The organism is Leptolyngbya sp. O-77, from assembly GCF_001548395.1.
Lineage (GTDB): Bacteria > Cyanobacteriota > Cyanobacteriia > Elainellales > Elainellaceae > Thermoleptolyngbya.
This window is the reverse complement of sequence record NZ_AP017367.1, coordinates 243759-263460: the sequence shown is the minus strand read 5'-3', so window position 1 is coordinate 263460 and position 19702 is coordinate 243759. Positions and strand designations below refer to the sequence as shown.

The window sequence follows — 19702 nt, the reverse complement described above, 5'->3', positions numbered from 1 at the left end:
CTACGGGAATCGCACTCGGCTCGTCAATCCCGATCTGCGTCTCGACTAGGCTATCTCGACTGGGCTATGCCGTCGCGCTGATCCGAATCGTTCCTGGCTGACCTAGCCGATTGTTTTGCTCAGTTCTTCCTGTCTGTGGTGTGTGGACGTGTTAAAACCTATGCGTTTTTCTCCTGTCGTATTGGCGGCGATCGCCATTTCTTCCGTTTCAAGTCTCGCGGCTCCGGCGGCGCGTGCCCAGACGGCCCCTCTTTCCGAGCAGTTATCCCAACACCCAGTTCAGCAGTCGCCCCACGAGCCAATTGACGCATCCGCTTCTTCTGTCCATGACGAAACCGCTCTGCCCAGCCTGATCAAGCCCGACCTGCTGCCAGGGGCGATCGCCCGCGCTGAGGTGGATGCAGCACTGGGCACACCCGAAGGGGCGATCGCAGCGACTCCAGACTCGGCAAATTCAGCGAGTTCAGCAAGTTCAGCAAATTCGGCAGCGGTGAATGCGGCCGCACTGGCGGAGCGGCTGGCGCAAAAGCCCGCTGAACCTCAACTCGTGGAAGTCTCAGCCCCCTCCGCAGCCACATCCACCAACCTAGGAACCGCCGACCCAGCAGCCTCCACCACGCTGTCAAAACTGGACTTGCCCCAGACAGGAACCTCCCGCCTAGGCGACCCGATTGAACTGGCCCAGTTTATCCCCCAACCCCAGCCCGCCCCTGCTGAAGCCGCCCCCACGGCTCCCCCAGAAGAAGAACCACGGGTGCTGGTATCTGAGTTGGTCGTTAGCGGGGCCCCCAGCCCAGAGCTAGAAGACGCGGTATTTAACGCCATTAGCACTCGCGCTGGCGCAACTACAACGCGCACCCAGCTTCAGCGAGACATTAACGCGGTGTTCGCCACAGGCTTCTTCTCAGACGTGCGGGCGGTTCCCGAAGATACGCCGCTGGGCGTGCGAGTGACGTTTGTGGTACAGCCCAACCCGGTGCTAACGGCAGTGCAGATCCAAGGCAACGAGGTGCTGCCCCAGCAGGTGGTTGACCAGACCTTTGGAACGCAATACGGCCGTGTGTTAAACCTGAACCAGCTCCAGACGGGCATCCGCAACATCAACCGCTGGTATCAGGACAACGGCTATGTGCTGGCGCAGATAATCGACGCACCCCGCATTAGCCAGGATGGCGTGGTCACGCTCTCGGTGGCAGAGGGCGTGATCGAGGATATCAACGTCGCCTTTCAAACCGAAGACGGCGAAACCGAGGACGACGAGGGCAACCCAATTCGGGGACGCACCCGCGCTTTTATCATCACGCGGGAGTTTGAAACCAAGCCCGGTGATGTGTTCAACCAGAACCAGATTCAGCAAGACCTCCAGCGGGCCTTTCGACTGGGGCTATTCGACGACTTGCAGGTGACGCTGAACCCAGGTGACGACCCGCGCAAGGTAGACGTGACGATCAACGCGGTAGAACGCAGCAGCGGCTCCATCTCTGCCGGGGTGGGCGTGAGTTCGGCTAGCGGTCTGTTTGGCACGGTCAGCTATCAGGAGCAAAACCTGGGCGGCAATAACCAGCGGCTCGGCGCAGAGGTGCAGTTTGGTCAGCGGGATTTGCTGTTTGACCTCAGCTTTACGGACCCGTGGATTGCAGGCGATCCAAACCGCACCTCCTATACGGTGAATGCCTTTAGCCGTCGGTCGATTCCGCTGGTGTTTCAGGGCGGCGAGACGGAGGTGACGCTGGAAAATGGCGATCGCCCCCGCGTGCGGCGGATTGGCGGTGGTGTCACCTTTGGTCGGCCCCTGGGGAATGGCTGGCGGGCTACGGCTGGGTTGCAATACCAGAACATCCGCCTGCAAGACTCCGATGGCGATCTGGCTCCGGTGGACGAATTGGGCAACCAGCTTAGCTTCAGCGAATCAGGCACAGACGACATTTTGCTGGTGCAGCTCAGCGCCAACCAGGATCGCCGCGATAGCGCCGTCGCTCCCACGCGGGGTTATAACCTGCGGATTGCCACGGATCAGTCTATTCCGGTGGGTCAGGGAAATATCTTTTTCAACCGACTGCGGGGCAGCTACAGCCGCTACTTCCCTGTAGACATCACCGACTTTACCGAAGGGCCTGAAACGCTAGCCTTTAACGTGCAGGGTGGCGTGGTGCTGGGCGATCTGCCGCCCTACGAAGCCTTCTCGCTGGGCGGCACAGACTCGGTGCGCGGCTATGAGGCGGGCGATGTGGGCAGCGGTCGTGCCTTTGTGCTGGGTACGGTGGAATACCGCTTCCCCATCTTTTCAATTGTTGGCGGCGTGCTGTTTGTAGATGTGGGCAGCGACCTGGGAACTGGTAGCGACGTGCCAGGACAGCCCGCTGTGGTGCGCGACAAGCCAGGAACCGGGATTGGCTTTGGGCTGGGAATTCGGGTGCAGTCGCCGATTGGCGCAATCCGGGTAGACCTGGGCTTTAATGATGAAGGCGACAGTCGGATTCACTTTGGCATTGGGGAACGATTCTAAAAGTAGCCTTACAAGACTCGTCAGATTTTGATACCGCCATCTGGGCGATCGCAATGGAACAAATCCTCTCTTCCTCCAGTCCCCCATCTGCCAATCGCAGCGAAGCCTCTGCTCCCAGTCTGCTGAGGGATCAGCAGCACACCCTGACCCGCCCACTGGCGCAGTCGGGTGTGGGGCTTCACCTGGGCGAACTCACCCAAGTCAGGATTTTGCCTGCCCAGCCCGGCGATGGGCGCTACTTTGTGCGGGTGGATTTGCCGGGGCAGCCTGCCATTCCGGCTCACATTGATCGGGTGCGCGAGACGCGACTTTCGACCGAGCTAGCGGTGGAAACTGCTGACGGGCTTGCCAGCGTCCGCACGGTGGAACACCTGCTGGCAGCGCTGGTGGGCATGGGCATCGACAACGCCCGCATCGAAATCGACGGGCCCGAAGTGCCCCTGCTGGATGGTTCCGCTCAGGACTGGGCCAGGGCGATCGCCACTGCGGGGATCAGCCCCCAGTCTGCTCCCCACACCCTCATTCCCCTGGCAGAACCAGTCTGGGTGCGCCATGAGGATGCGTTTGTGGCTGCGATCCCCGCACCAGAGCTGCGCTTCAGCTACGGCATCGACTTTGACCTGCCCGCCATCGGCAACCAGTGGGTCAGTTGGTCGCCCAGCGCAGAACCCTTTGAAACGGCGATCGCCCCCGCCCGCACCTTTGGACTAGCGCACCAGATCGACCAACTGCAATCGCTCGGCCTGATTCGCGGCGGCAGCCTGGACAATGCCCTGGTATGCGGCCCCAACGGATGGCTAAACCCACCCCTGAGATTTTCAAATGAACCAGTGCGTCATAAACTTTTAGACTTAGTAGGAGATATGAGTCTGCTCGGCTGGATGCCCCTGGCGCACCTAGTCGCCTACAAAGCAAGCCACCAACTGCATACTGAACTGGCTCGCCGCCTCCGACTGTCCCCGTTTGCGCCCTAGCGTCACTCTGTCAGCGCCGTTGCTGCCCAATCTCCCACCCCCGGTTTCCGCAGCCCTATTACCGCTCTTGTCTGGTTCCTGCTGCCCAGTCTCCAGCCACCTTTCAAACCTTTGATTCCATTATTCCCCTCTGTCAGCCCATGACCATTTTGACCGACCTTCATACTACCGTGTCCCCTGTTCAGACCGAGCCAGAAGCGGCTCCAGTGACCCCCACTGCACCGCCGACCGTGCTTTCGGTTGAGGAAATTCACAAGCTGCTGCCGCATCGGTATCCGTTCTCTTTGGTCGATCGAATCATTGAATTCGTTCCCGAAAAGCGGGCCGTGGGCATCAAAAATGTTACGTTCAATGAACCCCACTTTCAGGGCCATTTTCCGGGTCGCCCCATTATGCCTGGGGTATTGATCGTAGAGGCCATGGCCCAGGTCGGGGGCGTAGTGCTGACGCAGATGGCCGATGTACAAGACGGTCTGTTTATGTTTGCAGGCATCGACAAAGTGCGGTTTCGCCGCCCGGTGGTGCCCGGTGACCAGATCATCATGACCGTCGAACTGCTCTGGGTCAAAAAACGCCGCTTTGGCAAGATGTATGGACGGGCCGAGGTAGACGGGCAACTGGCTGCCGAAGGCGAATTGATGTTTTCACTGGTGGACTGATCCTTGACTACCCTGATTCACCCTACGGCTGTGATTCACCCTGACGCTGAGCTGCATCCGACGGTTCAGGTTGGGGCCTATGCAGTGGTTGGCAATCAGGTGAAGGTGGGCCCAGGGACGGTGATTGGGGCCCATGTCGTGCTGGACGGCTGGACAGAAATTGGGGCCCGCAACCAAATCTTTCCGGGTGCTGCCATCGGCTTGCCCCCCCAAGACTTGAAATATGACGGCGCGATTACTCAGGTCAAAATTGGTGATGACAACCTGATTCGGGAATACGTAACCATCAACCGCGCTACCTACACGGGCGAGGCGACGGTGATTGGCAATGGCAACCTGCTGATGGCCTACGTCCATGTCGGGCACAACTGCGTGATCGAAGACCGCGTGGTGATTGCCAACAGCACCGCGCTGGCAGGTCATGTACATATCGAATCGCGGGCGACGATTAGCGGCGTGCTGGGCATCCATCAGTTTGTGCGGGTGGGGCGACTGGCGATGGTCGGCGGCATGAGCCGAATCAACCGAGACGTGCCGCCCTATATGCTGGTGGAGGGCAATCCAGCCAGAGTGCGATCGCTCAATCTGGTAGGGTTGCGCCGTTCTGGGCTGATGGATGCCGATCAGGGGCGCACCTACCAAGCGCTCAAAAAAGCCTTTCGCACCCTCTATCGCTCTGGGTTGCCGCTGAATCAGGCGATCGAACAACTCGACCTGCTGCCCGACTGTGAACCTCTGCAACATTTGCGGCAATTTTTGCAACTGTCGCAACTGCCGAGCCGTCGGGGGCTGATTCCGGGAAGCGGCCGCAAACGGAGCGAAGACTGATGCGCGAGGTCGAGCCAGCTTGCCGATCCGCTGGGTGTCGATTTGCCCGGCTTTTGATTAGCACGGGCGAGGTGTCGGGCGACTTGCAGGGGGCGCTGCTGATAGAGGCGCTGCGGCGGCAGGCCGAGAAACGCGGTCTGGCGCTGGAGATTTTGGCCTTGGGGGGCGATCGCATGGCGGCGGCCGGGGCGACGCTGCTGGGCAATACGACCGCCATTGGTTCCGTCGGCATTGTCGAGGCACTGCCCTTTGTGCTGCCGACGCTAAGGCTCCAGCGGCGAGTGCAGCAGCAATTGCAGCAGCACCCCCCCGATTTGGTGGTCATGATCGACTATTTCGGGCCGAACTCGCGCTTGGGCACTTATATGCGCCGACACTTTCCCCAGGTGCCGCTGATTTACTACATCGCGCCGCAGGAGTGGGTGTGGTCGCTGAGTCCGGCTAAGACGCGGCAAGTGATTAGCCTGAGCGATCGCCTCCTGGCCATTTTTCCCGAAGAAGCCCGCTATTACGAAAAATGGGGCGCAAACGCGACCTACGTTGGGCATCCCCTGGTGGATCGCGTGGCCACCTTTCCCAGTCGCGCCGCAGCCCGCCAGCAGTTGGGCATTGCGGAAGACGATGTGGCGATCGCCCTCCTGCCTGCCTCTCGCCGCCAGGAAGTCAAACACCTGCTGCCCGTGCTGTGTCAGGCGGCGCAGCAAATTCAAGCCGCCCTGCCCCAGGCGCACCTCTGGATTCCTTTATCGCTATCGCAATTTCAGACCCCCATCGAGCAGGCAATCCAGCGCTACGGGCTGCGGGCAACGATCGTGACCGAGCATCCCCAGACCGTGATTGCCGCTGCCGATCTGGCGCTGACAAAATCTGGCACGGCCAACCTGGAAATTGCGCTAGCTGGCGTGCCTCAGGTGGTCATCTACCGCGTCAGCCGCATGACCGCATGGATCGCCCGTCGCTTCCTGAAGTTCTCCATTGCCTTTATGTCGCCGCCCAACCTGGTAATGATGGAGCCAATCGTGCCAGAACTGCTGCAAGAAGCGGCAACCCCCGATAATATCGCCCGCGAAGGGCTGGCGCTGCTGCTTGACCCAGATCGCCGCCACCAGACCCAACAAGACTACGCTCGGTTGCGCCAGGTGCTAGGGGTTGGTGGGGTGTGCGATCGCGCTGCGGGGGAAGTGCTGGATATGTTGGCGCAGCGAAAGATGGGACGGACCATCCCGTAGAGAAGTATGATCCTGGGGAGACGTGTTGGAGGCTTCTATGACTATCCCTCTCACCCTTCCCCCCGATCTTTCCTTTGAGCAGGCGATCGCCCTGACGCAAGACCTAATGGCGCAGATAGAGGCAGGCACACTGTCGGCTGAGGCAGAGGAGCAGGCGATCGCTGCCTTGGTATCTAGCGAAAATGGAGCGCGGGGCTTTTTTGTCACCTATCTCACTGGCGACAGCGCCCTGGCGGATGCGCCCTCGGAAGCCGTGGTGAAGGCGCTGCAATCGTCCCCCGGAACCGTCGCGGAACTGCTGGTGAAAAACGTGGCCATGTCTTCCGCAATGGCGATCGCCCACCGCCGCAACCATAACGAAGATATGGCACAGGGTTCCGAGCGCGTCAGCCGCCGCACCCTCAACCTGATCCGCCGGGTCAACTTGCCCCTGGTGTCCGAAAAAGCGCAGCAACTCCGCGACAGCGCCAAAAGGGGCGATGGCCTCTACGCTGACTTCCTCAACCGCTGGCGCTACGACGACGAGCAGCGGGCAGTGATCCAGGCGGCCTTGGAGGGCATTTAGCTAATTTTGGATTTTAGATTTTGGATTTTGGGGGCGATCGCCCGCATTGCTAACCCAAACCTGCCCAAAATCCCCAATCTAAAATCTCCAATCCTCACCCCGCCAACACTTCCTGCCCTCGCCGAAAAATCTCCCGCGCATAATCTGTCCAAGTGCCCTGACCCCAATAGCGAAAGCAACTGGTTTGCAGCAAGAGGTTATAGAGTAGCGCCTGCTGATAGTCAGGCTGGCGCGTCACGCCAGGGTCTTGATGCACCAGCGGGTCATATTTTTGATGAAAGGCAGCGCTGAGCTGGTTCATTGGCTCTAGTACGTTTTCATAGCCCGCTACCCAGCTCAAGTCGTTGGTCCAGGAGGCTCCGTCCATGTGGAACTGGTGGTCGGTGGACTGGAGCTGGGCGATCGCCGCCTGCACCTGTTCAGGACTGGCATCCTGCGGATCGACCCGCTGCCAAATCTTGTGCTGCTGCACCGCCTGAATTTCAGGATAGTCCGCCGGGTTCACGCCCGCCGCCTCGATTAGCTCAAGGTATTCCGTGCCGTTCAGCCCGACCGTGCCGCTGCTATGCCCATCTCGAATCTGGTACCACACCGGGTGAAAATCGCGCGGAAACTCATTCATCATCACGCCGCCATTTTCTCCATCGGCGATCTGCGTCACGCAGCAAGGCACCGACACGCCACCGATTGCCTGCCGCCCGCGCCCCTTCGCTTCGTGATAGGGCTGCATCTGCGCCACCAGCTTCGTGTCCGACCCCTGGGTTTTGATTAGTACCGTCATCCGCACCGTTTCGCCCTGAGAATTTCGCGCCACCAGCGTATTGGGAATATACTTCTGGTCTTGCGTCAGGCTCGACCCGTCTAGCCGCTCCACCGAATGCTCCTGCACCAGCAGCCAGCGATAGCCGCATTCCTTCAGTGCCTTCAGGTATTCATACAGCGTGTCGGGATGGTTGGGCAGGTGCATCTCTGGCGGCGAAAAGCCCTTCACCCGCCGCAGCGCCTCATAGCCAAATAGCGCCGCGAAATACTGCTGCCACGCCTGGATATGCAGCTTCAGGTCGGGAATCGGCGTGGAGGGCACCACCGCATGGCTCCACATCGTGCCCAGCCATTCCACGTAGGGGTGATAGTGCGGGTCGCAGGTGATGCGTCGCAGGTTGCCCAGCACGTCTTCCCGCCCCATCTGCACTAGCCCCCAGAGCAGGTTGCCGGAATAATCCAGCATGATGCGCGGCTGACAGCCGTTGCCCACCAGTTCGGGGATAAAGTCGCCCATGCGTTCATAGCACCAGGCAAACACGCCTGCGTTGTGGTTGTCGCCCTCGCCCGGATGCTCGAACATATACTGCAAATTGCTGATCAGCGCACCCTTCCAACCCGCAGGAATGGTGGGCTGGTGCATATGCAGGGCACAGGCAAACCCGCTGGTCATGCTTTCCAGCCGCAGGACGGTGTGGGGCAAAAACACAGGGTCGCTGTGGTTGACCACGGCGCTAATTTCCGCTTCCCAGCCGCAGATGTTGGGCAGTTCGTGGTGCGTGGGAGAAAGGGCTGGCAAATCAGCAACAGCAGTCGTCATGAGCGCAGTTCCTTGAGGTAAGACTGCTCTTAAGATAGTTCTAGTGGCTGGCTTCTGCTGAGTCTCTCGGCTTATTTTAAGGAATCTGGCTTCAAGAACCTGAGTTGCTAAAGCCCCTTAGCGCTTACAGGTCTTCTGGGTTGATGCCTAGCTCGCGCAGTTTGGCCGCGAGGCGATCGCCCCTCTCTCTCTCCTGTTCTGCCCGCTGCCGCTCCTGTTCTGCCCGCTGCCGCTCCTGTTCTGCCCGCTGCCGCTCCTGCTCTGCCCGCTGCCGCTCCTGCTCTGCCCGCTGCCGCTCCTGTTCTGCCCGCTCATCGCCGTTCAGCAACAAATTACCTTCGTGATCCCACCAGCGCAGCCAAGGCAAATCTTGATTGAGATATTGCCCCTGCCAGATGCCCAGTTCCACGCCCATAGGGGCAATTGAGAAATGCCCCCGTTCGTTGGGTCGGCAGCACTGATAGTGATTGCCCACTAGCTCGTAGACCTCAACCGAGGCTTTGTCTACTTCGTAGATGGCGTAGAAGGGGACGCGAATCGCCTGCTCGTACACCCAAAATTTTCCCGCCTTGGACTCTGGGCTGGCGAGGGGCGAAGTCGTGTCACGCTCCTCAGAACCATCGCCAGATGCAAACTCAATCACGATTAGCGGTGCAACGATTTCTTGCCACATGACATAGGAGCGCCGCCGCTGTCCGTCTAGCAAGGGCGGCACGTTGGGCACATAGAACCAGTCGGGGGCTTCGGCTCCGCGCTCCGGAGGGTCAGTCAGCCGCCAGTAGATGCCGCAGTCTTGCCCGATGGCGTATTGCCCATCGGGATGCAGCGCGTCTAGCACAGGACGGATGGAATCGGTCAGCAGTAAGCTTTGAGGATGCTCCTGAAAGTTCTTCACAAAGGTGCCGTCGGTTTCGGGCAGTTGGGTGTGGTCAGGAAGCGATAGAGTGGGTCGGGAAGGGGCGATCGCCATAGCCTTGCTCCAGAACACTAATGGGTGCAATAGGTGCAACCTTGAGGGGCAAACTTGATAAGCACAGAGACTAGTGCAGTGTCATGGTTTAGTGTTAGGGTGATGCCTTGGCTCGTAGTAGGCGCTTCAGCGCTAAAGCGCTTACTACCAACCTAAGCTCTAGCTGTGACATAGCACTAGTGCCGATTTCTTATCTCGAACGTACCGATGTTCTAACGGATGTTTCAAGTGTATCGGTCAGACTGGTTTGATGGTAGCCTTGTGCCCCTACTGAAATCAGAATCAGCAAAAGGGCCGACAATCGCCCTTCCGTAGATCGTCAGATCGTCGGCCCCTTCAGGCTCTCCCCTCTACAGGAGTCCCTTTTTGACGGTTTCCTTAGCGTCTACAGCAGCAGGTAAGAATGTTGAGGCGACACAAAAAGTTCCGTCAGCCGTTCATGCGTCCGCCCTATAGGGCTACTCCAAATCCTCTGACCCCCTGCTGTTATATCCTGCATCTCTCACATATGTCACATATGGGTCTGGTTATCCTTCCAAAAACCGTCTTGCCAGCAATCTAGAAATTGCATCAACAGGGCACTCGCTGACGTGAGTATAGGGATTCGACTTGGCAACATGCTCCAACTGGTGTTTCCACGAAACAGACAGCTTCGATAGCGGTAGGTCAGGAGCAGCAGAGCAGCGAGAATGCTAGTTGTGGGTTGGGTTCCTTGATCTTCCAGTACGCTTCTCACAAATAAGGCTTCTTCATGGCTATGGAAACAAACTTCCCGAAATCGCCAGCTTGTGACCCCATCACTGTTGAGATAATGCTTTCGGTAGGCTGCAAGGCAATTGTGATAGTCTATTGACCGCTGTCCCCCCTGTAGTTGGAACTGCTGTACGACTTCTTCTAGTTTGCTCAGGGAAATGGTCTTTTCGCAGACGAGAGTCTCAAATAACTCTGTAACGAAGCTAAAATAGACGACTCTGCCGATGTCTTCTCGGGAAATGGGCGATTGGGCAGAGAGAAACCGATACACCCATGCGGTAGTACTGTGGTCGGCAATCCACCTCGAAGTAGGGACAGAATTGGCATCAGAAGGGTCAGCAATTGCGCGAGATGGGGTTTCTGGGTTGTGCTTAGAAAGCTGCATCATACGTTCAGACTCCTGGTCTAGGTTCTTGAGTGGGTTTAGCAATCTCAATCAAATTCACGGTCTTGTGCAAAGACTGGAATCAGACAGGCTATTGATCGGGCTACTGATTGGGTAGCCCCCTTGACTGAAGTACAGATGCACGCGATTGTGGGTGTGGCTGCTTTAGTAGGCTGTTACCGTGAGAAGATGGGATATTAAGCCGAAGGTAACAGTTTGTAAGGGAGAGGTTATGGCTGAAATCCAGTTTTCTAGGGGTATCACAGAAGAGGTCGTTCCCGATGTGCGGATGACCCGTTCAAAGGACGGTACCAACGGGACGGCGACATTCTATTTCGAGAACCCTAAGGCCTTGAGCATGGAGAGCACCGAGGATATTACGGGAATGTACCTGCTCGACGAAGAAGGCGAGTTAGTGACCCGTGAGGTCAAGGCCAAGTTCATCAACGGTCAGCCAGCAGCCCTCGAAGCAGTCTACGTGATTAAGAGCGTAGACGAGTGGAACCGATTTATGCGGTTCATGGAGCGTTACGCTGAGGAGCATGGGCTTGGATTTACCAAGTCTCAGGGTTCATAGAAACTTGGAAAATCCTGAAGAATTCATAAACTCCATCATCTATGGAAATGCTTCCTCATCCTGATGTTGAGAAGCACTCAGTTGGCTGCGCGGTGATTACGGTGAGCGACACGCGCACGCCGGAAACGGATCGCAGCGGCCAACTGATGCGCGATCGCCTCCAGTTTGGTGGCCACCGCGTCTTGGCTTACGAAATCTTGCCGGATGAGCCTGAGCAAATCCGCACTAGGGTTTTGGAACTGTGCGATCGCCCTGATATTTCCGTCATCCTCCTCAACGGCGGCACGGGCATTGCTCCTCGTGATACGACCTATGATGCGATTGAAAGCTTACTCGACAAAACGCTCCCCGGCTTTGGCGAGGTCTTTCGCTGGCTGAGCTATCAAGAAATTGGCTCGCGGGCAATCGCCTCTCGCGCCACCGCTGGACTGCGCGGCACCACGCTGATTTTCTCTCTCCCTGGCTCTAGCAATGCCGTTCGCCTGGCAATGGACGCGCTAATCCTGCCGGAGTTGGTGCATTTGACCCAACAGGCGCAGGGAACTAGAAATACCTCTGGCTAAGGTAATCCTACTCAGGGCATCTTAAGGTAATCGGCAAGACTTGCGCGTGCGATCGCCCTCTGGGTCTTGCCAGGACAGCGCGAAGTGGCTGATGGCGTTGATCTGGGGCGCAGACTGGCGGATGGCCTGCATTTGGGTTTCGAGCGGTGGGCGGTTGCTGACCGAGCGCCCCCAAGTGCCCGCTAGCACGGGCATCACTCGCGCTCCTGCGGGTGCGCCCGCCAGCACGCGCTGCACCTGCCGCACAATGCAGTCGGCACGACCACAAGTAGCGTAGGACATGGGATGCCATTCCAGGTTGGTCGGGAAGCGATCCCAAAACTGCAAGCGCGAGTCGTAGCCGCCCGTGCCCACGGTCTGGTTGCCTTCTGGAAAGAACACCACGCCCGCAGGAATGCCGGCCTGCTGGGCAGGTGTAGTGCCTGCGGTGAGGAAGTCGAGGACACCCTGGAAGGCATGGGCTACGCTGAGTTGCCAGAGTTCTGTTTGCAGGGAGGGCCGGGCCTGATCGGGCGTGAGGGAGGCATAGAGCGGATCGGGCGATCGCCCCTGCCAGAGCGGCTGTCCATCCAGCGGGTAGACGGTGGCAATGTCCTGGATATCCTGCGCTGTGACGTAGCCCCGCTGCAAAAAGCGACGAATCAGGTCTTGCCCGCTGGGATTCAGCGCCCGCTGCAACAACGCCTGCTGCGAAGCGGGGCTGTAGACCCACAAATCTTGCACCCGCCCCGCGACGGACGCATTGCCGTTGCCCTTGGGATAGCGAATGTAATCGAACAACATGCCATCTGGGCGACGGCGGGCGATCGCCTGCGCCAAGTTATAGAACTCCAGCTTGGCCTGGGGATTGTAGGGGTCGATGAACACCTCTTCCGACACCACCTCGCCAAGACTGTTAATCCCCGTTGCGCCGTTGAAGGTCATGCTGTTTTGCCCGCGTCCGTTGCGGGCCAGAATTTGCTCTGCACCGGGGCGCTGGGCGTAGGTATGGCCAAAATTCATGCTAAACATCCAGGCGTAGACCTTTAGCCCCCGCTCGCGCCCCTTGGCGATCGCCTCTGCCAGCAAATCTCGATTTTCAAACCCCGGCGTGCGAACGACCGACGGCCAGGGCGTATTATTCTCCGAACGAGGTAGTAGCACCTGCCCGCCGCCAAAGGCTTCTACATAAACCTGGTTATAGCCCCGGTTCACGATCTGATCCATGAGATACTCAATCGCGCCGGGTCGCGCATCGCAGGGATAGAGCCGCAGCCACACCGCCTGGTTTTTCAGCCAGCTTTCGCGCCGACAGCGACGCAGACGATCGCCATGCTGCTCGATCAGGTTACGGTAGCGATTGCCCGCATTGCGATCGCCCTGCAACGCCCCCACCAGGAAAGTCTGCTTTTGAGTAATGTCTTCGGCAGAAAAATTGCAGTAGGGTTCGATTTGGGCCTCTGCCACGCGGCTGCCCGCCAGCCCCCACTGGCTCCCTGTCAGCAGCACCGCCGCCAAAATTTTCGACACACCTCGCCACCGAATCCCAGCCAAGATCTGTCGCAAACCCGTCTGTTGCAAACCCACCTGTCGCAAGCCCACCTGTCGCAAACCCACCTGTCGCAAAACCGTCATGAGCAAACCTAATCTCTACATCATCAGCGGAACCACATCCAGACCTGAGCCAGCCTGAGGACTCCGCCTTGTTGTCCTTTGTCTTGACCAGTAGAAACCTTCCCAAAAAGAACGCGCCTCAAAACAGCGCTGCTGTCTGCACCCACATCAGAAATCCGACTTAGGATTACCATCCCCAGGAGCCGGGCCCCCCTTTGAACGGGCCGACAATATCCTGCGTAATCCAGCCGCCGTAGAAATCACCCGGTTGAGCCTGCACCTGCTCACCATCGACATAGCAAGCGTCCATTCTACTCGGATAGAACGCAACGTGATCCTTGATTTCGGCATAGGCGCTGACTGGGTTGGCATAAAACCAAGCTGCGTTCTCCGCCGTGCGATCGCCCACCGTAATCGTGTAATAGCCCGCCTGCCCCTTCCACTCGCAAAAGCTAGAGCGCGGAGTCGGCGTTAGATACTCCATGCGAATATCCTCCGGCGGGATATAGTACACCGGCGGATGGCTCGTTTCCAAGATCCGCTTCGCCCGCTGCGTATCGGCGATCGCCACCCCATTAAACACCACCTGCACCCGCTTTGACGTTACCTCTAGCCGAGGCGGACGGGGATAATCCCACACCGACTCTTGTCCTGGCCCTGGCACAATGCGATCGCGCATGTTGCTCCGCCCCTTGCAATGGTTATTCAAACTGCCCCTCAGTGTAGTGCAGGGTTGGAAGGAAGAGCGAAGAAGGAAGAAGGAAGAGGGAAGAGGGAAGAAGGAAGAACGAAGAACGAAGAACGAAGAGGTTTTATTTTTCGTTTTTCATTTTTCATTTCTTCCTCCCTCCCCATCTCCCTCTCCCGCACGACCCCAATCCCGCCACCCTCCCTTATGATTTAAGGGGTAAACGCTTAACGCTGGGAGTTGACTCATGTCCACGGCGCGGCCCGACATTGTGTTTATTGTGCTGGATACGCAGCGGCGCGATCGCCTCTCGTGCTACGGCTATCCGCTGCCGACCTCGCCCCATCTAGACGCATTCGCGGCAAACTCGACACGCTTTCACCACGCTGTGTCTGCGGCCCAGTGGACGGTTCCCTCCCACACGACGATGTTTACCGGCCTCTACCCCTCGGCGCATGGCGTGTTGCAGTCCTACTCGCGGCTGCCCGATCACATTCCCACGCTGGCGGAGCGGCTGAGCGCAGGCGGCTATTACACAGCAGGCTTTTGCAACAATCCGCTGGTGGGCGTGATCAACAACGGCTTGCGGCGAGGCTTCTACAGCTTTTTGAACTATAGCGGTCTGCTCACCTCACGTCCCAACCAGGCCGGCATTCCGTCTGGGCTGGTGGGCAAATATCGGCAGTTTTTTAAGCGATCGCTCGCTAATTTGCTAAACCGGGTGCAGGATTCCTTTGCGCGATCGGAACTGATGCTGGCGCTGTCCTTTACGCCGCTCATGGTTCCCCTTTGGCAAACGGCGCTGAGCTTTAAGGGCAACACGCGCAAATCCCTGGACGATGCTGCCCAGCTACTCATCGACCGCAAAGGAGTAGCAGCCGACCAGCCGATTTTCAGCTTTTTGAACCTGATGGGCACGCACATGCCCTACCACCCACCCCGGCAGTATGTGGAGCGGTTTGCGCCAAGTGTCTTGCGCGACAAAGCGGCGCAGCATTACCTGAAGCAGTTTAATGGCGACATCTACGGTTGGCTGGCTCCCCTGGCAGAGGTGCTGGACGAGCGCCAGAAAGCCACGCTGGACGGCATGTACGATGCAGAGGTGGCGTATCAGGACGAACTGCTGGGCGCGTTTTTCCGCAGGCTGGCGGAGAGCGGGCGATTGGACAACACGCTGGTCATCGTGTGTTCCGATCACGGCGAACACCTGGGCGAAAAGCAGTTCATCGGCCACTCCATCACGCTTTACAACGAACTGATTCAGGTGCCACTGATTATCCACGACCCCAGCGGCAATTTGCCCAAGGGCACAGTGCGAGAGGAGGTCGTTTCGACTCGTCGCCTATTTCATACCGTGCTGACCAGTGCCGGACTGGCCAACGAAGTGGAGGAAACTCTGACCTTGGCACAGGCTCCTGGCAGCGAGAGCGATCGCCGTGTCTTTGCCGAAGCAATTCCGCCGCAAAACGTGGTGAACCTGCTCTATAGGCGACAGCCAGAACTGGTGCTGGCCCACGCCTGCGATCAGCCGCGCCGCGCTGTGTGGATTGGCAACCACAAGCTGATCGAAACCGGGGGCGATTCCGGGACAGATCGCTTCGCGAATCGCCTAGAGCTATACGACTTTCAGCAAGATCCCACCGAAGCCCTCAACCTCAGCGACATCCTGCCAGAAAACGTAGAAGTTCTCCAGGAGTGCTTGCAGCAGTTCGTTGGGGAATATGCAGGCAAGGGCGTAGAATATGGCGATCGCACTGGTGCAACGGAACAGCATCGCGCCCCTGGCTTCGACGATCCCGAAGTGCAGCGCCGCCTGCGCGACCTGGGCTATCTGGAAGACTAAAATTCAGAGGTTGGGAGTTGGGATCAAGGCCCATCTAGACCAACCCCACCAAAATCCAAAATCCCCAATCCAAAATCCAAATCAGGCTTTGCCAAAATCTACCAAAAAATTACGGGTCAACTCAGGAGACGAGCATGTACGTCCTGATCGGGGGTGCGGGTGTGATCGGCATCAGTCTGGCGCAAACGCTCGTAGAACTGGGACACACGGTCGCGCTGGTGGATATTGACCCCAACGCCTGCCGTTATGCGCGAGAACAGATCGGCGCAATGGCGTTTGAAGGGAGCGCCGTGAGTACTGAAGTGCTGCTAGAAGCAGGCATTCGCAAGGCCGATGCGATCGCCGCCGTGCTAAGAGAAGACGCACTCAATCTGGCAATGGTGACGCTAGCAAAACACTACGGCGTGCCGCAAATCGTCGTGCGGATGCGCCATCGCGACTTTGCCGAACCTTATCGCATTGCGGGCGCAACCACCGTCGTCAACGCCATCGACCTGGCCGTATCCACCATGGCCAACGCGATTGAGTATCCCCAGGTCGAGTCCATCATGCACTTCGACCAAGGGCAAATCGAAATCCTTAAGCTCCATATCCCAGCGAGTTGCCGCGTTGTCGGCCGCAGCCTCGCTGAGATTGCCCAAGATCCCCGATTTCCTCGTGATTCCCTGATCATTGGCTATCAGCCCCACCATCATGAAAACCTGGTCATTCCCAAGGGCAGCACGGTGCTGGAGGCGGGTTCCACAATTCTCATGGCTACCAAACCCGGCTCCATTCATCAGGCGGTGGATTTCATCGAAGGCTGCCCCACAGATTAATTTCCGGCTTTCAAGAATTAGCAACCCGTATTAAAACTCGGCGAGAGTATCTTCAATAATTCCTCAATAATTTTTGTAGAAGCCCCGTATAGCAGAGCTTCTACAAAAAATCTAAACCCCATCTCAACAGGGTTGATATTAGGATAAGGCGGCAGTAAAACTGCACACTGGGTCTTAGATCAACCCATCCTCTTCGCCCATTTGCAAGAGTAGGTCAAGGACGCGGTTGGAATAGCCCCACTCGTTGTCATACCAGGACACAACCTTGAAGAAATTGGAGTTGAGCGCGATGCCGGCTTTGGCATCGAAGATGCTGGAACGCGGGTCGGTGCGGAAGTCCATTGATACTACTTCTTCTTCGGTGTAGCCTAGGATGCCCTGCATGGGCCCTTCCGAGGCGGCCTTCATGGCGGCGCAGATTTCCTCGTAGGTGGTGGCTTTTTCGGTCTTGAAGGTGAGGTCAACCACTGACACATCGGGCGTGCCGACGCGGAAAGCCATGCCCGTCAGCTTGCCCTTTAGCTCCGGCAGCACCAGCGCCACGGCTTTGGCTGCACCTGTGGACGAAGGAATGATGTTTTGCGAAGCACCGCGGCCGCCGCGCCAGTCTTTTTTGCTGGGGCCATCGACGGTAGGCTGGGTGGCGGTCATCGAGTGAACCGTCGTCATCAGCCCTTCGGCGATGCCAAAGTTTTGGTGCAGCACCTTGGCAATCGGGGCGAGGCAGTTGGTGGTGCAGCTTGCGTTGGAAACAATCACGTCTTTGGAAGGCTCAAAGTCTTCGTGGTTCACGCCAACGACGTAGGTGGGGACTTTTTCGGGGTCTTTGGTAGGAGCCGAAATTAGCACTCGCTTTGCGCCTGCGATGAGATGGTTGGATGCGCCTTCATAGTCGGTGAAAAAGCCGGTGGATTCTACCACGTAGTCTACGCCGAGCTTGTCCCAGGGCAGTTCTGCGGGGTTGCGCGTGGCCATGCAGGGAATCTTGTGCCCGTTGAGGGTCATGCTGTCGCTGGTGGCTTCCACCGTGCCGTGATACATGCCGTGGGTGGAGTCGTATTTGAACAGGTAGGCGAGGTTGTCGGCGGGTACGAGGTCGTTGATACCGACAAATTCAAACTTGGGGTTGTTGATGCCTGCGCGAAGCACTAGGCGACCGATGCGACCAAATCCGTTGATGCCGACTCTAACGGTCATAGGGTAAATCTCCTTGGGTGTGGGAGGGTTTCAATGGCGGCTTTCAGTTGCTGCGTCACTAGCGCTGCCTTACTAGCTGCGAAACCAGTTGTAAAACTAGATCTCAAACTAGGGGCAAATTGGAATTCTTGCCCAGATTACCGGATTTCCTTAAGGTGAAGCTGAGAAAACGGTATGATTTCAGGGCTTTGTCAATCCGATTCCTGAGGGACGATGCGGTTCCGCAAGGCTGGTGCCAACGCCCTTTCAGTCTCGGTTTGAATGTTACCTTGAACGCTGCCTCAACTCCTTGCAGCTAGGCTATAGCAACTGCCTCATTTCGTCTTGTCAGCAGGATTACTCAACGCTAAACCTGCTGGATCTAAACCTGTCAGACTTTGAGCCTGTGATGTTGATTGGAACCGCGGCCACTGCCACTCGTGACGTGCCAGAGCTAATTCCGGTGCTGATTATTTTGCTGCTGGTGGCGACGGCGGTGGCGCTGCTGTCGCGGCGGTTTCGGCTGCCCTACGTGACGGGGCTGGTGATTGCAGGGCTGGCGATCGCCGAACTGTTGCCCCAGCGAGTTGGCCTCAACACCTCGCTGATCCTGAACCTGTTTTTGCCTATTCTGCTGTTTGAATCCGCCATCAACACTGACATCAGCCGCCTCCGCAGCACTCTCAAACCAATCCTGCTGCTGGCGGGGCCAGGTGTGGTGCTGGCTTCAGGTATCACTGCGCTGGTGCTGAAGTTTGGGCTGGGCTTGGGGTGGATTCCGGCGCTGCTGGCGGGGGTGATCTTGGCCATTACTGATACGGTGTCGGTAATTGCCGTGTTCAAAGAAGTTGCTGTGCCGGGTCGCCTTTCGACCATTGTGGAGGGCGAGAGTCTGTTTAACGACGGCATTGCCCTGGTGCTGTTTGGGCTGATTTTGCAAGCGCATCTGACGGGTTCGGTGACGCTGACGGAAGGCGTGCAGCGATTTGTGGTGGTGATTGCGGGTGGGGCACTGCTGGGGCTGGTGTTGGGCTATCTCTGTGCGGGCTTTTTTACTCAGTCGGATGATCCCCTCAGCGGCATTTTGCTGACGGTGGCGCTGGCATTGGGGGCGTATCAGCTTGGGGAGTTGCTGCGGGTGTCGGGCGTGGTCGCGGTGGTGGTTTCTGGACTGATCGTGGGAAATGCGGGTCTATCGCGGCGATTTTCTGCCTCCAGTCGCATCACGCTGTATAACTTCTGGAATTATGCTGCTTTTGGGGTCAATACATTTATTTTTCTGCTGATTGGTCTGGAACTGGAGTTGTTTACGCTGTGGCGGAACCTGCCCGCTGTGCTGTTGGCGATCGCCGCGTATCAGGTGGGGCGGCTGCTGTCGGTCTATCCGCTCTTGGCGCTGCTGCGTCCCTTCGATCGCCCAATTCCCCTGCGCTGGCAGCATGTGATGTTTTTGGGCAACATCAAAGGCTCGCTGTCGATGGCGCTGGCGCTGAGCCTGCCTGCCAGCCTAGCGGAACGCGGCAATCTGATTGCGCTGGTCTATGGAGCCGTGCTGCTGTCGTTGGTGGGGCAGGGCCTCAGCTTGCCGTGGCTGGTGAAGCAGCTAAAGCTATCGCCCCTGTCGGAAACCCGCCGCCAAACTGAGGAATTGCAGGCGCAACTGATTGCCGCCAAAGCTGCCCAGGACGAGCTAGAAAGCCTGCTGAAGACGGGCGTATTGCCCAAGGCTGTGTATGAGGAACTGCGATCGCGCTATCAAGTCCAGGTGGCCCGCGCCGAAAAATTGCTGCGCGATCGCTACAACCAGCGGGCGGACTCTGGCGCAATCGACGCGGGCGATCGCCCCAAACTCGATGCCATCCGCCGCCGCCTACTGCTGTCGGAAAAAAGCGCCCTACAAGAGGCTCTGCGAAAGCGGGTGATTTCTGAGGCGATCGCCCGCGAACAGCTTCAGCAAATCGACGAACAGATCTTGCTTTTGGAGGACGAATAA

At 58.0% G+C, this 19702-nt stretch carries 16 protein-coding genes; 11 read left to right on the top strand and 5 right to left on the bottom strand.

The genetic code is table 11. The features are described from left to right. The first annotated feature begins 160 nt into the window (after positions 1-160). The 6 genes from O77CONTIG1_RS01180 (at position 161) to O77CONTIG1_RS01155 (ending at position 6761) form a co-directional block, all read left to right on the top strand. Positions 161-2506 carry a BamA/TamA family outer membrane protein gene (locus O77CONTIG1_RS01180; RefSeq protein ID WP_068507390.1) on the top strand — a complete coding sequence of 782 codons (2346 nt, stop codon included), beginning with the start codon at positions 161-163 and terminating at the stop codon, positions 2504-2506. 53 nt (positions 2507-2559) lie between these two features. Beyond that, the gene (lpxC, locus tag O77CONTIG1_RS01175) at positions 2560-3480 is read left to right on the top strand and encodes a UDP-3-O-acyl-N-acetylglucosamine deacetylase (RefSeq protein WP_084781974.1); all 921 of its coding nucleotides are present in this window, start codon (positions 2560-2562) and stop codon (positions 3478-3480) included. A gap of 140 nt (positions 3481-3620) precedes the next feature. Then, complete coding sequence (fabZ, locus tag O77CONTIG1_RS01170) at positions 3621-4139, top strand: 3-hydroxyacyl-ACP dehydratase FabZ (protein ID WP_068507388.1); 519 nt, start codon at positions 3621-3623, stop codon at positions 4137-4139. Positions 4140-4142: 3 nt separating this feature from the next. Continuing rightward, entirely contained in the window at positions 4143-4967 is an 825-nt protein-coding gene (gene lpxA / locus O77CONTIG1_RS01165; protein WP_068507386.1) for an acyl-ACP--UDP-N-acetylglucosamine O-acyltransferase, read from the top strand. Continuing rightward, a complete protein-coding gene (gene lpxB / locus O77CONTIG1_RS01160) occupies positions 4967-6196 on the top strand; it encodes a lipid-A-disaccharide synthase (RefSeq protein WP_068507384.1) in 1230 nt (409 codons plus the stop codon). The genes lpxA and lpxB overlap by 1 nt, the downstream gene beginning before the upstream one ends. 37 nt (positions 6197-6233) lie before the next feature. Further along, complete coding sequence (locus O77CONTIG1_RS01155; RefSeq protein WP_068507381.1) at positions 6234-6761, top strand: hypothetical protein; 528 nt, start codon at positions 6234-6236, stop codon at positions 6759-6761. A gap of 94 nt (positions 6762-6855) precedes the next feature. On the opposite strand, the gene O77CONTIG1_RS01150 is transcribed toward O77CONTIG1_RS01155, so the two are convergent. Both O77CONTIG1_RS01150 and O77CONTIG1_RS01145 read right to left on the bottom strand, forming a co-directional pair. Then, positions 6856-8343, bottom strand: coding sequence for a glycosyl hydrolase family 57 (locus tag O77CONTIG1_RS01150; protein WP_068507380.1), 1488 nt, complete (start codon positions 8341-8343; stop codon positions 6856-6858). Positions 8344-8467: 124 nt separating this feature from the next. After that, complete coding sequence (locus O77CONTIG1_RS01145; RefSeq protein WP_068507379.1) at positions 8468-9313, bottom strand: Uma2 family endonuclease; 846 nt, start codon at positions 9311-9313, stop codon at positions 8468-8470. A 1370-nt stretch (positions 9314-10683) separates the two neighbouring features. On the opposite strand from O77CONTIG1_RS01145, the gene psb28 reads away from it, so the two are divergent. Further along, positions 10684-11028 carry a photosystem II reaction center protein Psb28 gene (gene psb28 / locus O77CONTIG1_RS01135; RefSeq protein WP_068507376.1) on the top strand — a complete coding sequence of 115 codons (345 nt, stop codon included), beginning with the start codon at positions 10684-10686 and terminating at the stop codon, positions 11026-11028. 41 nt (positions 11029-11069) lie between these two features. Further along, complete coding sequence (locus O77CONTIG1_RS01130) at positions 11070-11591, top strand: molybdenum cofactor biosynthesis protein B (RefSeq protein WP_068507374.1); 522 nt, start codon at positions 11070-11072, stop codon at positions 11589-11591. A 21-nt stretch (positions 11592-11612) separates the two neighbouring features. On the opposite strand, the gene O77CONTIG1_RS01125 is transcribed toward O77CONTIG1_RS01130, so the two are convergent. Beyond that, on the bottom strand, positions 11613-13205 hold the full coding sequence (locus tag O77CONTIG1_RS01125) for a hypothetical protein (RefSeq protein ID WP_225894661.1): 1593 nt from the start codon (positions 13203-13205) through the stop codon (positions 11613-11615). A 166-nt stretch (positions 13206-13371) separates the two neighbouring features. After that, positions 13372-13863, bottom strand: coding sequence for a DUF427 domain-containing protein (locus tag O77CONTIG1_RS01120; RefSeq protein ID WP_068507372.1), 492 nt, complete (start codon positions 13861-13863; stop codon positions 13372-13374). Positions 13864-14119: 256 nt separating this feature from the next. On the opposite strand from O77CONTIG1_RS01120, the gene O77CONTIG1_RS01115 reads away from it, so the two are divergent. Together O77CONTIG1_RS01115 and O77CONTIG1_RS01110 are read left to right on the top strand one after the other, a co-directional pair. Further along, positions 14120-15715, top strand: coding sequence for a sulfatase (locus tag O77CONTIG1_RS01115; RefSeq protein WP_068507371.1), 1596 nt, complete (start codon positions 14120-14122; stop codon positions 15713-15715). A 134-nt stretch (positions 15716-15849) separates the two neighbouring features. After that, positions 15850-16533, top strand: a complete 684-nt coding sequence (locus O77CONTIG1_RS01110; protein ID WP_068507369.1) for a potassium channel family protein — start codon at positions 15850-15852, stop codon at positions 16531-16533. A 174-nt stretch (positions 16534-16707) separates the two neighbouring features. On the opposite strand, the gene gap is transcribed toward O77CONTIG1_RS01110, so the two are convergent. Then, complete coding sequence (gene gap / locus O77CONTIG1_RS01105) at positions 16708-17730, bottom strand: type I glyceraldehyde-3-phosphate dehydrogenase (RefSeq protein WP_068507367.1); 1023 nt, start codon at positions 17728-17730, stop codon at positions 16708-16710. Between the two features lie 289 nt (positions 17731-18019). Here gap and O77CONTIG1_RS01100 point away from each other — a divergent pair, with 289 nt between their 5' ends. Beyond that, on the top strand, positions 18020-19702 hold the full coding sequence (locus O77CONTIG1_RS01100) for a cation:proton antiporter (protein ID WP_286132484.1): 1683 nt from the start codon (positions 18020-18022) through the stop codon (positions 19700-19702).

Bases quoted from the DNA above. Each gene is read 5' to 3' on its own strand.
- O77CONTIG1_RS01155 (WP_068507381.1), top strand. From the start codon at position 6,234: ATGACTATCCCTCTCACCCTTCCCCCCGATCTTTCCTTTGAGCAGGCG.
- O77CONTIG1_RS01145 (WP_068507379.1), bottom strand. From the start codon at position 9,313: ATGGCGATCGCCCCTTCCCGACCCACTCTATCGCTTCCTGACCACACC.
- O77CONTIG1_RS01115 (WP_068507371.1), top strand. From the start codon at position 14,120: ATGTCCACGGCGCGGCCCGACATTGTGTTTATTGTGCTGGATACGCAG.
- O77CONTIG1_RS01125 (WP_225894661.1), bottom strand. From the start codon at position 13,205: ATGACGGTTTTGCGACAGGTGGGTTTGCGACAGGTGGGCTTGCGACAG.
- O77CONTIG1_RS01110 (WP_068507369.1), top strand. From the start codon at position 15,850: ATGTACGTCCTGATCGGGGGTGCGGGTGTGATCGGCATCAGTCTGGCG.
- O77CONTIG1_RS01180 (WP_068507390.1), top strand. From the start codon at position 161: ATGCGTTTTTCTCCTGTCGTATTGGCGGCGATCGCCATTTCTTCCGTT.
- gap (WP_068507367.1), bottom strand. From the start codon at position 17,730: ATGACCGTTAGAGTCGGCATCAACGGATTTGGTCGCATCGGTCGCCTA.
- psb28 (WP_068507376.1), top strand. From the start codon at position 10,684: ATGGCTGAAATCCAGTTTTCTAGGGGTATCACAGAAGAGGTCGTTCCC.
- lpxB (WP_068507384.1), top strand. From the start codon at position 4,967: ATGCGCGAGGTCGAGCCAGCTTGCCGATCCGCTGGGTGTCGATTTGCC.
- lpxC (WP_084781974.1), top strand. From the start codon at position 2,560: ATGGAACAAATCCTCTCTTCCTCCAGTCCCCCATCTGCCAATCGCAGC.
- O77CONTIG1_RS01120 (WP_068507372.1), bottom strand. From the start codon at position 13,863: ATGCGCGATCGCATTGTGCCAGGGCCAGGACAAGAGTCGGTGTGGGAT.
- fabZ (WP_068507388.1), top strand. From the start codon at position 3,621: ATGACCATTTTGACCGACCTTCATACTACCGTGTCCCCTGTTCAGACC.
- O77CONTIG1_RS01150 (WP_068507380.1), bottom strand. From the start codon at position 8,343: ATGACGACTGCTGTTGCTGATTTGCCAGCCCTTTCTCCCACGCACCAC.
- O77CONTIG1_RS01130 (WP_068507374.1), top strand. From the start codon at position 11,070: ATGGAAATGCTTCCTCATCCTGATGTTGAGAAGCACTCAGTTGGCTGC.